The organism is Agrobacterium sp. 22-214-1 (assembly GCF_053522465.1).
Genome location: NZ_JBNWCK010000001.1, coordinates 1,727,593 through 1,739,721, shown reverse-complemented (window position 1 = coordinate 1,739,721; position 12,129 = coordinate 1,727,593). Strand labels below are relative to the sequence as shown.

At 60.3% G+C, this 12,129-nt stretch carries 12 protein-coding genes; 1 reads left to right on the top strand and 11 read right to left on the bottom strand.

What is annotated here, in order from left to right; translation table 11 throughout:
- Nucleotides 1-13: 13 nt before the first annotated feature.
- Nucleotides 14-502, top strand: a complete 489-nt coding sequence (locus tag ACQZ5G_RS08740; RefSeq protein WP_448737184.1) for a hypothetical protein — start codon at nucleotides 14-16, stop codon at nucleotides 500-502.
- A 40-nt stretch (nucleotides 503-542) separates the two neighbouring features.
- On the opposite strand, the gene guaA is transcribed toward ACQZ5G_RS08740, so the two are convergent.
- From guaA to ACQZ5G_RS08685, 11 genes are all read right to left on the bottom strand, one after another.
- Complete coding sequence (gene guaA, locus ACQZ5G_RS08735) at nucleotides 543-2,120, bottom strand: glutamine-hydrolyzing GMP synthase (RefSeq protein ID WP_020812399.1); 1,578 nt, start codon at nucleotides 2,118-2,120, stop codon at nucleotides 543-545.
- An 83-nt stretch (nucleotides 2,121-2,203) separates the two neighbouring features.
- Nucleotides 2,204-2,842 carry a 5'-methylthioadenosine/S-adenosylhomocysteine nucleosidase gene (locus ACQZ5G_RS08730; protein ID WP_020812397.1) on the bottom strand — a complete coding sequence of 213 codons (639 nt, stop codon included), beginning with the start codon at nucleotides 2,840-2,842 and terminating at the stop codon, nucleotides 2,204-2,206.
- Entirely contained in the window at nucleotides 2,839-3,288 is a 450-nt protein-coding gene (locus ACQZ5G_RS08725) for a PaaI family thioesterase (protein WP_003520131.1), read from the bottom strand. The genes ACQZ5G_RS08730 and ACQZ5G_RS08725 overlap by 4 nt, the downstream gene beginning before the upstream one ends.
- 78 nt (nucleotides 3,289-3,366) lie before the next feature.
- Nucleotides 3,367-3,819, bottom strand: a complete 453-nt coding sequence (locus ACQZ5G_RS08720) for a TspO/MBR family protein (protein WP_448737185.1) — start codon at nucleotides 3,817-3,819, stop codon at nucleotides 3,367-3,369.
- A 51-nt stretch (nucleotides 3,820-3,870) separates the two neighbouring features.
- On the bottom strand, nucleotides 3,871-4,965 hold the full coding sequence (locus tag ACQZ5G_RS08715) for a DUF1513 domain-containing protein (RefSeq protein WP_448737186.1): 1,095 nt from the start codon (nucleotides 4,963-4,965) through the stop codon (nucleotides 3,871-3,873).
- A gap of 4 nt (nucleotides 4,966-4,969) precedes the next feature.
- The gene (locus tag ACQZ5G_RS08710; RefSeq protein WP_448737187.1) at nucleotides 4,970-6,091 is read right to left on the bottom strand and encodes an imelysin family protein; all 1,122 of its coding nucleotides are present in this window, start codon (nucleotides 6,089-6,091) and stop codon (nucleotides 4,970-4,972) included.
- Nucleotides 6,091-7,614, bottom strand: a complete 1,524-nt coding sequence (locus ACQZ5G_RS08705; protein WP_448737188.1) for a di-heme oxidoreductase family protein — start codon at nucleotides 7,612-7,614, stop codon at nucleotides 6,091-6,093. The genes ACQZ5G_RS08710 and ACQZ5G_RS08705 overlap by 1 nt, the downstream gene beginning before the upstream one ends.
- Nucleotides 7,615-7,672: 58 nt before the next feature.
- Nucleotides 7,673-8,950, bottom strand: coding sequence for an imelysin family protein (locus ACQZ5G_RS08700; RefSeq protein ID WP_448737189.1), 1,278 nt, complete (start codon nucleotides 8,948-8,950; stop codon nucleotides 7,673-7,675).
- A 155-nt stretch (nucleotides 8,951-9,105) separates the two neighbouring features.
- Nucleotides 9,106-10,395, bottom strand: coding sequence for an RsmB/NOP family class I SAM-dependent RNA methyltransferase (locus ACQZ5G_RS08695; protein ID WP_448737190.1), 1,290 nt, complete (start codon nucleotides 10,393-10,395; stop codon nucleotides 9,106-9,108).
- A 61-nt stretch (nucleotides 10,396-10,456) separates the two neighbouring features.
- The gene (locus ACQZ5G_RS08690) at nucleotides 10,457-10,825 is read right to left on the bottom strand and encodes a septal ring lytic transglycosylase RlpA family protein (protein WP_059759243.1); all 369 of its coding nucleotides are present in this window, start codon (nucleotides 10,823-10,825) and stop codon (nucleotides 10,457-10,459) included.
- A 428-nt stretch (nucleotides 10,826-11,253) separates the two neighbouring features.
- Entirely contained in the window at nucleotides 11,254-12,126 is an 873-nt protein-coding gene (locus tag ACQZ5G_RS08685) for an SDR family oxidoreductase (RefSeq protein ID WP_448737191.1), read from the bottom strand.
- Between the last annotated feature and the right edge of the window lie 3 nt (nucleotides 12,127-12,129).

Below are 12,129 nucleotides of genomic sequence, written 5' to 3'. Positions count from 1 at the left end.
AAGGCAATCTCTCATGTTCGGAATTTCTCCGCTCGGCTGGATCCATACGCTTGGAAGCCTGCCGGCCATTCCCGCCGCCATTTACATGTTTGCCCGCCACGGTCGAATCGTTCCCCGATCAGCGCCAGGCACTCTTTATCTTGTCTCCATGCTGATTGGCGCTGCGACGGTCTTCCTCGTGGCGCATCAGCCGATCAGTTACGGCGTTGGCGTCCTGACCATCCTGTTCCTGCTCGCAGGTTACGGCGTCGAAGGCGTTCTGGGTTCAACGCGCATGGCCAGATATATCGAAACCATCTGTCTCAGCATCAGTGCGTTTCTTTTGATGGTCCCGACGGTCAGCGAAATCCTGCGCCGTGTTCCAGACGGTCACCCTCTGGTTACGGACCTGAAATCGCCGTTGCTTCTCGGCGCTCAGGCAGGATTGCTGGCGATCCTTGTGGTCGGCCTGACCGCCCAGATCATCTATCTCGCACGACAAAACAGAAACGCCGCGAACTAGTCGCGGCGTCATCTTTACAGGACCGTGTCGAGTATAGTCCTTATTCCCACTCGATCGTGCCGGGCGGCTTGCTCGTCACGTCATAGACGACGCGGTTGATGCCGCGTACTTCGTTGATGATACGGGTTGCCGCGCGGCCGAGGAAATTCATGTCGTAGGGATAGAAATCCGCCGTCATGCCATCCACCGAGGTCACGGCGCGCAGCGCGCAGACGAAGTCATAGGTGCGGTAATCGCCCATGACGCCCACGGTCTGCACCGGCAGCAGCACGGCGAAAGCCTGCCAGATGGTGTCGTAGAGACCGGCCTTGCGGATTTCATCGAGATAGATCGCATCCGCCTTGCGCAGAATATCCAGCTTCTCACGGGTAATCGCACCGGGGCAGCGGATTGCCAGGCCCGGGCCGGGGAAGGGGTGGCGTCCGATGAAGCTGTCCGGCAGGCCGAGTTCACGGCCGAGCGCGCGTACTTCATCCTTGAAGAGTTCGCGCAGCGGCTCGACGAGCTGCATGTTCATCCGCTCGGGAAGACCGCCGACATTGTGGTGGCTCTTGATGGTGACCGAGGGGCCGCCGGAGAAGGAGACGCTCTCGATGACGTCAGGGTAAAGCGTGCCCTGTGCCAGGAAATTCGGTGCGCCCTTGCCGTCGGCGGCGATCTTGGCCGCTTCGGCCTCGAAGACCTCGATGAACAGGCGGCCGATGGTCTTGCGCTTCACTTCCGGATCGGAAACGCCCGACAGTTCGCCGAGGAACAGGTCGGCGGCATCCACATGCACCAGCGGAATATTGTAGTGGTCGCGGAACATGCCGACGACCTGCTCGCTTTCGCCAAGCCGCATCAGGCCGTGGTCGACGTAGACGCAGGTGAGCTGGTCGCCGATCGCCTCATGAATGAGGATGGCCGCAACCGAGGAATCGACGCCGCCGGAAAGCGCGCAGAGCACGCGGCCGGTGCCGACCTGTTCGCGGATCTTACGGATCATCTCGGCGCGATAGGCTGCCATCGTCCAGTCGGATTTAAGGCCGACGATCTTGTGCACGAAGTTGGACAGCAGCTTGCCGCCGTCAGGCGTATGCACCACTTCCGGGTGGAACATGGTGGTGTAATAATGGCGCGTCTCGTCGGCAGCGATGGCGAAAGGTGCGTTCTCGGAGGTTGCGATGACCTCGAAACCCTCCGGCAGCTTCGTCACGCGGTCGCCATGGCTCATCCAGACGGGATAGCTCTTGCCCTGTTCCCAGAAGCCTTCGAAAAGCGGGCTCGCCTTCTTGATGTCGATATCGGCGCGGCCGAATTCCGCCGCATGGCCACCCTCGACCACACCGCCGAGCTGCGTGCAGAGCGTCTGTTGGCCGTAGCAGATGCCGAGGATCGGAACCTTGCTGTCGAACACCGCCTGCGGCGCGCGCGGGCTTCCTTCCGCCGTGACAGATGCGGGGCCGCCGGAGAAGATCACGCCCTTGGGCTGAAGCTTCTCGAACGCCTCTGCGGCATTCTGGAACGGATGGATTTCGCAATAGACCCCGGCTTCGCGGATGCGGCGCGCAATCAGCTGCGTCACCTGGCTGCCGAAATCGATGATGAGAATGCTGTCGGGATGGGCTATCTGGGTCATGGCGAGCCTTTAAAGAAAATGGCGGCTTTAAGCAACCCGGGAGCGGGCGTCAAACAGCGGAAATTTGCGAAAATCGCAAGGTTCTAAAGGGCAATCACGCCGTCCTCGATGGCGCGGCAAAGCCGGTGGACGGCATCCGCCAGCTTTTCATCGATGATGTGCAGGTACTCCGTCCAGTCGTCCACGTGGTTCACATCCACCTTGCCATCGGAAATGCCGCGCAGACTGACGAGCGGTACGCCGAAGCGCTGGCAGGCTCTTAAAACCGCGAAGGTTTCCATTTCCACCATATCGGCGTCGATCAGCCCGTAGGCCTCGCCCGAAACGACATTGGCGCCCGTGGAAAGCCGCGCCTCGGCAATTTCAGGTATCCGCAAAGGCAAGGCCACTTCTGCGGGCAGATCGAGCAGCGGCGTGCAGCCCTTTTCGAAACCGAAGGCGGAGGCGTCCATGTCGCGATAGGAAACCGAAATCGCCTGATAGATGCCGGTTTGCTCCAGCGTCCGCGAACCGGCGGAACCGAGCGAAACGACGAGGTCCGGCAGGTGATCGGCCGCATCGAGACCGGCAAGAACGGCCGTGACGGCAATCGCCGCCTCGACCGGGCCAATACCGGTCATCAGTGGCGCAATGCGTGCCTGAAGATGGGGGCCGTATTCGGGGGAAGCCGCCATGACGAAGAGGACGGATTTATCCGCAACATGCAAAAGCCGGTAGCTCATCCGGTAATATCCTCGCGACCCTTCACCACCATCATCGTGCCCGTCATGGAGGCGATCAGCTTCGCCGGTCCGTCGGACAGCGCATAGGCGCGGCCATCGGCGACGATCAGGTTGTTCCCTGGCTTGATGATCTCGCCGCGAAACAGGAACCGCTCGCCGCGCCCGGGCGACATGAGGTTGACCTTGAACTCGATGGTCAGCAGCGAGGCTTCCGGCTCGATGATCGTATAAGCGGCATAGGTACAGGCCGTATCCAGACCGGCGGCGATGACGCCCGCATGCAATATGCCGTGCTGCTGCGTCAGCTTTTCATGAAAAGGAAGCTCGATTTCCACCAGCCGGTGTTCGATACGGCTGATCTCGGCGTTAATCGCCTGCACCACGCCCTGCCGCGCAAAGCTTCTTTCTATCCGCTGACGAAAATCGCCGGGATCCGTGATCTCCATGGCCTACCTGCCTGCTTCTGCCTCATCGCAAACTGACATGGCGCGTGGCGGCAGGCAAGGCAAGGGTGGTGCGGGGATTTAGTTCAGCAGGCCGATGCTTGCATTCAACACCGTGGCAAAGGCGACCCATACGGCATAGGGCACGAAAAGCCACATGGATATGCGGTCACGACGGTAGGTGAGCGCCACAAAGGCGACGATGCAGATCAGCATCGGAACGATGATAACGAGTGCACCTACCGGGCTTTGCATTCCGAAAAAAATCGGCGACCACAGGAAGTTCAGCACCATCTGCGTGAACCACAGCCGCATGCGCGTTCCCCTCGGCTTGCGGATCCAGGTCCGTGCGCCGGCAATGCCGATCAGCACGTAAAGTGCGGTCCAGACGGGTCCGAAAATCCAGTTGGGCGGATTGAAGAAAGGCTTCTGCAGCGATTGATACCATTCGCCGGGCACATTGTTGACGCCGATCAGCGCCCCCACGGCAACAACAGCAACCACAAAAACGACATAGACGGCAAGATTTCTCATGATCCGTCCAATGCGCCGGCCGGGCTTTTGTTCCCCTTTATTTTCAGTATTTTAGCTGGACAGACGCACGATGTGCTGGTCCCACGCCACGTCGCTGCGCCGGGTCTCGAAAAAGCCGTCATAGGAAGAAACCGCAATGCCTCTCGCGGCGGGCGCGACGCCTGCCGCTTCCCGCACGGTCGTCTCGGAAACGACGCGCCCGGTTTTCGCATCCAGCGTCACGGCGGCGTTGCCGTTGGGCGAGGTCAGGCCCACCAGCCCATCGCGCCGGTTGACGGCAATGGCCCCGACATAGTTGGCAAGGCGCACCGTCGTTTCTTCCGGCAAATCGACGAAGGTGAGAGCCTCGCCCTTGGAGAAATGGCCGACAAGCGACGGGAGATCGTTGCGCGGTCCCTCATATTGGCAGGCGAACCAGATACGCCCGTCATCGCCGAGATCGACATGGCGGGTGGAAAGCTGCCGCAGATGCGCCGGCATGGCGTGTTTCTGGATCAATTGCCCGGTCGAGGCGTCCAGGAGCACGAGGGACGGCTGCATGCTGTCGATATTGAGTTTGGTTCGGCCGAAATCCGGGTGGGTCTCGATACCGCCATTGGCGATCACGATCAGCCGGCCGTCATCGCTCACCGTCATGTCATGCGTGCCGATGCCATGCGCATCATATTCGCCGATGCGGGCAAAGCCGTTGCGGGCGTCATAGAGCCCGATAACGCCACGGTTGCCGTCGAAGTCGTTTTCGCTGGCATAGAGGATTGCCCCGTCAGGGGAGAATTGCCCGTGGCCGTAGAAGTGGCGGTTTTCCGGCGTGTGCATCACGATGGGTTCGCCGCGCCGCGCGGGGTCGAAGGCCAGGAAGAAGGTGCCGGGCCGGCGCGCAAAGGCCACGGTCATGCCGGTCGCGTGGCTCGTCGCCATTCCATGGGCGCGGGCAGGAAGCGCGACGCGGTCGATGATCTCGCCGCGCTCGCTCACCGTCGCAATGCCGTAGGACCCGTCGCGGGCGCGGAAGGCGGAAGCAAAGACCGCGTCTGTCCGCTCCAGCGCATAAAGTGAACGGGGAGCCAGCGCGGCGAGGAAGGGAACTCCCGCCGCTTTGATGAAGCTGCGCCGATCCATCAGCATCCGTTTGGTGCCGGAGATCATCGGCTCAGTCCCCATCGGCGAAGGAGAAGCCGGAGCTGAGGCCAATGGCACCGCCATATTGATCGTTCAAGCGGTAGATCAGGTCTTTGCCATTGAGCAGCAGATAATCCACCTTGGCGCGCTGATCGTCCTGATCCAGCGCCTTTTGCACATCCGTATCGATGGTCCCGGCAACGCGGATCATCGATTTGGCGATGAAATCGATGGAGTTGACGATGGAGCGTTGATCGGGCGGTACGAGTTCGGCCATATCCGCCGTGTGCAGCAGGGTCTGAACCGCCTTGATATTGGTGGAAATGCTCTGCCATGTCAGGCCGGAGCGCCAATAAATGGCGGTACGGGGAAATCTTGCCTTGTCCGGTCCCTTGTAGAAGGTTTCGATCCGCTGATCGCGAATGGCTTCGGAGCCATGGACGAGAATGCCGAGCAGTGCAACAAGCGCCTCGCGCTCGTCACGAAAGACGGGGTTGTCCGCTCCGGGTTGGGTCCAGTTTTTCTGCGCGCCGTCAGGTGCATTCCAGCTGTCGGAAAGTTCCGCCGCCACATTGGCGATGTTGCCGGCGACGGCCGCACCGTAACGGCAGCGGAAATCACCCTTCCTGTCGAGCAGTTCTTCCGCTCCGGTTCCGTAAAGCACGAACTCAAGAGCGCCGAGCCCCTGCGCCGCAACGCTCTTGCCGCTCAGGCCATCCGCACTCGTGACGCTCTCATCCTTTTCGGTAAGATAACGCTGCACCTGTTTCAGCCCGAGACCCTTCTTGTCGGGATAATAAAGCACGCGTTCGAAACGGTTCTTCTCGATGACAGGGCCGACACGCACGATCTCGATGGTTGACCAGCTTGACACCGTATCGGCAAAGGCAGCCTTGGCCGCCGCTGCCGTCGTTTCGGAAGGAGCGGTGCAGAAAGCTTTCATGCGGCCTTCCAGCGTCTCCGCCGACTGCCGGAAGTGGTCATAGCCGGGACGGATGAAGCCGTTCACCGCCTTTTCCATCACACCCCGCACCTCAACCGGGTCGAGCGGCGGCGGCGGCATCAGTTCCACATCCTGCGCCCTTACCGGAGGCGCGGTCAGGAGCAGCAGCACGGACATGACGCCGGAAATTTTTCGCATGGCATTTTTCATCAAAGGGACTCCAGAAAGGCCAGCAAAGCCTGCCGGTCGGATTTTTGCAAGGCGGCAAAGGCGTCGCGCGCTTTTTGCCCTTCGCCGCCGTGCCACAATATCGCTTCCGTCAGGCTGCGCGCCCGCCCGTCATGCAGGTAAAAACCGTTGCCATTGACCTTTTGCGTCAGGCCTATGGCCCAAAGCGGCTGGGTTCGCCACTGCCGTCCGCTGGCTTCGCCCACCTGCTGGCCATCTGCAAGTCCTTCGCCCATGTCATGCAGCAGAAAATCGGAATAGGGCCAGATCAACTGGAAAGAATGCATGGGGTTGGCAGCGTCGCGGCGTGTGACGAATTTCGGGGTGTGGCAGGCCGTACAGCCGGAGGCGTAGAAAAGCTGCTTTCCCTGCAGGACCGTCGGATCATCGACGTTGCGGCGGCGCGGCACGGCGAGATTTTCGGTGTAGAAGGTCACGAGGTCGAGAACCGGATCGGGCGCCTCCACCGACCCGAGCCTCAGCTGCACGCCGGTCGGCATGGCAAGACATTCCTTCTGGACGTCCGTGCAGTCGCCATAGGCATTCGGCGCATCCGGTGTGGAAATGCCGATATCGTGGGAGAAGGCGCCGGCGCTCTGGTCTCGCACGCTCGCATTCTGCGCTTTCCAGCCAAACCGCCCGAGTTTCACCTCGCCGGTGCGATGGTCTTTGACCCATGCGGGACGCCCGGCAATGCCGTCGCCATTGTTGTCGTCCGGGTCGGCCCTGGCCAGAATATCGGCCTCGGAAATGGCCTCGATCAGGCCAAGACCGAGGGTGGGCATGGCGATGCGCGCCGAAAGCGTCGTGTCGGCACCGAGCGGGCCATATTGCAGGTTCGCCACGGCATAGTCGGGCTTGCGCAGCATCACCACCTCACCATCCGCCAGCTGAAACGGCTCTTCCGTATAGGCGATGACCGGTTTGCCTTCGGCGGCGAGGCCGGGAATGGCCAGGTTCTGAAGCTGCCGGCCATAGGTCTCATCGGGAAAATTTAAGGTCTGGTGGCTGGCAATGGCCTGTCGTTCGGCTTCATTGCGCGCCGGTCGCGCCAGTCGCAGAAACAGCGAGACGGCATCTTCTCCGGCAAGTGGCGGTCGACCCCTGCCATCCTTCACATGGCAGGTCTGGCATGATCGAGCGTTAAACAGCGGCCCGAGCCCGTCCGAGGCCTGTGTGGAAGAGGGGGAGGAGACCCAGAGCTTCTGGAACAGTGCATTGCCGAGCTTGAAATCCTGCTTCCGTTCGAGCGGCATTGTGGCGGAAGGATGGGAGAACGCGCCGCTGTCGGCCTTGCTGGTGCTGGTCGTCGCTCCGCCGGCCATGGCCTCGAAAGGTTCCGGCTCGGTAAAATCCGCCGTTGGCGCAGTCACGGCCAGCACACGGCTTCGATCTTTCTCCGTCAGGTCGTCCCGAAGCGGTTCGGCAAGCGCCATCGACGCCACAAGGCAGGCTGCCCCGGCGAAGAAGAATGGCTTGCGGATCGGCGGCAGCAAAAATTGCATGACAATAAGGGCGGGTGAAAAGTAACGGGCCGCAGCGATCTGCGGCCCGTTTTACCGCTTATTTGAAGACGGCGTTCGGATTGTCGAGGCTGTCGGAGCCCTCGAGATCGATCTTGCCAAGATCGAGTGCCGCGATGACGCGTTCGACAGTCTTCGTCTGATCGAGAAGGCCGTCGATGGCCGTCTGAACCACGGCGTTGCCTTCCTTATTGCCTTCGCCGATCATCTGGTCATAGGCCTCGACGGTCTGCGCGCGCTTTTCCATCGCATGCATGGCGTCGAGCGTCTTGTTCAGCTTCGCCAGCATCTCGTCGTTCAGCGCCTTGTCCTTGGCGCCGACCAGTTCCGACAGCGAGGCGCCCGTCATCTTCGTTCCGTCTGCGCGGGTATAGTCGCCGGTATAGGCCGAGGCGATGCCGATCGCGTCGTAAAGATGCGAATTGTAGGTGTTATCGGAGAAGCAATCATGCTCCTCTTCCGGATCGTGCAGCAGAAGGCCAAGCTTCATGCGCTCACCCGCCAGCTCGCCATAGGAGAGCGAACCCATGCCGGTGAGAATGGCGGTCAGGCCCGCTTTCGGATCGGCTTCCACCGTTTTCGTGGCTTCGCCTTCCGGCGCCCAGGCATCCACCATCTCCTGAAGATCCTTGACCAGCAGGGTCGAGGCGGATTTCAGGTAGTCAGCGCGGCGGTCGCAATTGCCGTTCGTGCATTTCGCCTTGTCGTAATCGGTGTAGGGGCGGTTGCCTGCGCCCGGTCCGGTGCCGTTCAGATCCTGACCCCAGAGCAGGAATTCGATGGCGTGGTAACCGGTCGTCACATTGGCTTCGACATCGCCCGCCTCGTGCAGGCTTTCGATCAGTTCCGGGGTGATCTTGGAGGCGTCGACCTCTTCACCGCTGATCTTGATCTTCGGATTGGCGATGATGTTGGCAACGTAAAGCTCGTTCTCGTCGCTTTCCGTGCCGTAAGAACCGTCGACATAGTCGATCAGACCTTCATCCAGCGGCCAGGCATTCACCTTGCCTTCCCAATCGTCGACGATCGGGTTGCCGAAACGATAGACTTCCGACTGCTGATAGGGAACGCGGGCCTTGATCCATGCTTCCCGGGCGGCCTTCAGGGTTTCTTCGCTCGGCGTTGCGATCAGCGCATCGATGGCCTTGTCCAGCGCCTTCGCCGTGGTCAGCGAATCCTCATATTTCGCATGCGCGACATCGGCATAATGCTTGACGACGGCGGCCGCGTCGGTGGCGGCCCGGGCTGGGAGCGCGGTGAAAGCCGCAGATGCGGCGAGAAGCGCAAAAGAAGCGCTGAGAATGGTTTTGCGGATCATGATCCCTCTCCTTCGGCAGGCGCGAAATGACTTCGCGCCGCGGCAAGCGAGTTCTGACCCAATCACAAACTTGTGTCAAACATTCTAGTTTAGAATGCTTTAAAACAAGACCTGGTGTTGTTTTCCAAGTAAAATCAGTGCTTGCAAAGACAGCGTTATGCTTTGCGTTTCATCAAGCAGAAGAAGAAGCCATCCGTATCTGTGGTTGCAGGCGTCAGCGTCACTGTCTTGCCGTCGGAAGAATGCGGTTTATTCGCGTTGCCGCCGAAAGTCGTCTGCCAGCGTTCCAGTGCGGAGCCGATGGAAAATTCCGGATTTTCCGCGCAGAAACGCCTTACCTGCTGTTCGTTTTCTTCGGGCAGAACCGAACAGGTGACATAAAGCAGCTCTCCGCCCGGGCGTACGAACCCCTTGGCCTGTGAGAGCGCCTCGCCCTGCTGCTGCACGCGCTCTTCCAGATTGCGGGCCGTCAGCCGCCATTTGGTGTCGGGCCGGCGACGCCATGTCCCGGTGCCGGTGCAGGGCGCGTCCACCAGAACGCGGTCGAATTTGTCCTGAAACGGCGTCAGGCCGGAGGCGCGGTCGTGCACCTGCACATTGCGCGTGCCGGCCCGCTTCAGCCGTTCGATGATCGGCGCAAGGCGCTTGCGGTCGGCGTCGAAGGCGTGGACCTGACCCTTGTTGTTCATGCTGGCAGCCATGGCCAGCGTCTTGCCGCCGCCGCCCGCGCAATAATCGAGGATCTGCTCGCCTTCATGCGCGCCGGCAAGATCGGCAACGATCTGGGAGCCCTCGTCCTGTACTTCGAACCAGCCCTTCTGGAAGGACAGTTCGGCGGTGACGTTCGGCAGGCGGGAAGGACCTTCGCCGGCGGGGATGCGCACGCCCTGCCGGGCGGTATACGTGGCTTCCGCGCCGCTTTCCTCCAGGGCCTTCAGCACCTTGTCGCGCGTCGCTTTCAAGGTGTTGGCGCGCAGATCAAGCGTGGGCCGCTCGTTCAGCGCCTGCGCCTCGGCAAGCCAGCGCTCTCCAAAGGCGGTTTCGAAGGAGGATTGCACCCATTCGGGTATGTCGCCCTGAATATGGGCCGGTGCATCGCTGAGGGAACGGGACAGAAAGGCCTGCTGCCTTTGTTCATCCGGTGCGGCTGGGGCGAATTTGTCGCCGTCGAATTCCGCCGAAAGGTCCGAAAAGCTTTTGCCCCATTGGCGCAGCAGCACGGCATAACCAAGCGAGGCAGCGCTGTCGTCATCCATCAGCCAGGCGTGCGACAGTTTCATACGCAGCGCGTCATAGACGATGTTGCCGATTGCAGCCCTGTCGCCGGAACCGGCGAAACGATGGGCAAGGCCCCAATCTTTCAGAGCATCGGCGACGGGACGCCTGCGTCCCTCAATATCCGCCAATACTTCGATTGCTCCGGCCAAACGCCCGCCTAAACGCATTGTCTACCTCGTTCTTGTGCTAAGCCCGGTTGGTAGACGCGAATGGCGGCGAGGGCAAGGCTCAATCGGCCTTGACGACCTCGTAGCAGACCTTGGCGGTGCCGGAGTTGATCATGCCGATGTTCTTGGCGGCTGCCTTGGAAAGATCGAGAACGCGGCCCTTGATGAACGGCCCACGGTCATTGATGCGCACCACAACGGCCTTGCCATTGCGCGCATTGGTCACCTTGACCTTGGTGCCGAACCGCAGCGAGCGGTGGGCGGCGGTCAGGTTGGCGGCGTTCATGCGCTCGCCCGAAGCAGTCTTGGAGGTCAACGCATACCACGATGCGCCTCCACAACCATTTGCCGCATTCGCCTGAAGAGGCGCAATGATGGAACAGGCGGCGATAGTTGCAGCGGTGAAAGTTATACGACGGATATTCAACAAACTGTGCTTCCCTGAAAATCGGCCCCGCGCCGATTGATTGTGCCCTTGCTAAACGGCCATGAACTGGCCTGAACGCCTTTTGATGCGAGATTGTAGGGCGAGGGAAAAATGGCGAAAAAAAGCTGACCTCAAATCACGAACTGTTACAGTCTGTAATATTCGTGATCGTTAGCCGGAAAGCTGTCGGCACGGCATCCCGGCCAAAAGCTGCAAAAAATAACGCAGAATCAATGGATAACGGAAATGCTGTTGCAGGTCACGGCTTCGTGAATCCAGTTCACGAAATGTGAGTGAAATATTTTTCTAATGACTACGATTTTAGTGATTTTTGGATGGTTAATAAAATCCTAATTGGCTGAAATAAGACGAAAACCATCCGCAAAAGCGGGATTGGAAGGATTTTTCATCGCTTTTCGAGAGGGGGTTTTTCAGCCCCGCCAGAGGCCGTTTTCCCACAATTGTCTGAGGGAGAACCTGTACTCCGGAAAGCGGAAATCGAAGCCGAGATCGCGTATTCTGGCATTGGAAACGCGCTTGTTCTCGCCATAAAAAGAGCGCGCCATCGGTGTCAGATCGGCGGTCTCGAAGGCCTGCTCGGGTGGCGGTTCCACACCCATCAGCGCTGCTGCGAAGCTTACCACATCCTGCGGCGGGCAGGGTTCGTCGTCGGTCACGTTGAAGATGCCGCGTTCGTTTTTCCGTGCCAGAAAGGCAAGTGCGGCACCGATATCCTCGACCCGGATGCGATTGAACACCTGGTCTTTCTTGACCAGCCGCCGCGCCGTTCCCTTCTCGAAATTCATGAAGGCATTGCGTCCGGGGCCGTAAATTCCGGAAAGGCGCAGGATGGAAAGCGGCACATCCGCCTTTTCCGCTGCCGCAGTCCAGGCGGTTTCCGCAGCCACCCGTTCCACGGATCGCGCGGAGACCGGGCGGCAGGGCGTTGTCTCGTCCACCCAGGCGCCGCCGTGGTCGCCATAAACGCCGACGGTGGAAAGATAAGCGACCCATTTCAGATTGGGCATGAGCTTTTTCAGATCGCCGTCCAGAAGCGCAAGCAGCGGATCGCCATCCTTGCCCGGCGCGACGGATTGTACGAGATTCGTGATGTTGCCCATTGCGGCGACGAGTTCGTCATTGAGATGAACGCCGTCGAAGAGCAACGGCGTCATGCCTGCGGCGGCGAGGTTTGGGAACTTCTCCTGGCTGCGTGTGGTGCCGGAAACGCTTGCTGCTTCGGTTCTCAGCGCGTTAGCGATGGCTTTCCCCGAATATCCCGCGCCGAAAATCATCACATGCATGCG

Coding starts and splice junctions, on each gene's coding strand:
- guaA (WP_020812399.1), bottom strand. CDS start 2,120: ATGACCCAGATAGCCCATCCCGACAGCATTCTCATCATCGATTTCGGC.
- ACQZ5G_RS08685 (WP_448737191.1), bottom strand. CDS start 12,126: ATGCATGTGATGATTTTCGGCGCGGGATATTCGGGGAAAGCCATCGCT.
- ACQZ5G_RS08695 (WP_448737190.1), bottom strand. CDS start 10,395: ATGCGTTTAGGCGGGCGTTTGGCCGGAGCAATCGAAGTATTGGCGGAT.
- ACQZ5G_RS08725 (WP_003520131.1), bottom strand. CDS start 3,288: ATGGAGATCACGGATCCCGGCGATTTTCGTCAGCGGATAGAAAGAAGC.
- ACQZ5G_RS08730 (WP_020812397.1), bottom strand. CDS start 2,842: ATGAGCTACCGGCTTTTGCATGTTGCGGATAAATCCGTCCTCTTCGTC.
- ACQZ5G_RS08705 (WP_448737188.1), bottom strand. CDS start 7,614: ATGCAATTTTTGCTGCCGCCGATCCGCAAGCCATTCTTCTTCGCCGGG.
- ACQZ5G_RS08720 (WP_448737185.1), bottom strand. CDS start 3,819: ATGAGAAATCTTGCCGTCTATGTCGTTTTTGTGGTTGCTGTTGTTGCC.
- ACQZ5G_RS08700 (WP_448737189.1), bottom strand. CDS start 8,950: ATGATCCGCAAAACCATTCTCAGCGCTTCTTTTGCGCTTCTCGCCGCA.
- ACQZ5G_RS08740 (WP_448737184.1), top strand. CDS start 14: ATGTTCGGAATTTCTCCGCTCGGCTGGATCCATACGCTTGGAAGCCTG.
- ACQZ5G_RS08715 (WP_448737186.1), bottom strand. CDS start 4,965: ATGATCTCCGGCACCAAACGGATGCTGATGGATCGGCGCAGCTTCATC.
- ACQZ5G_RS08710 (WP_448737187.1), bottom strand. CDS start 6,091: ATGAAAAATGCCATGCGAAAAATTTCCGGCGTCATGTCCGTGCTGCTG.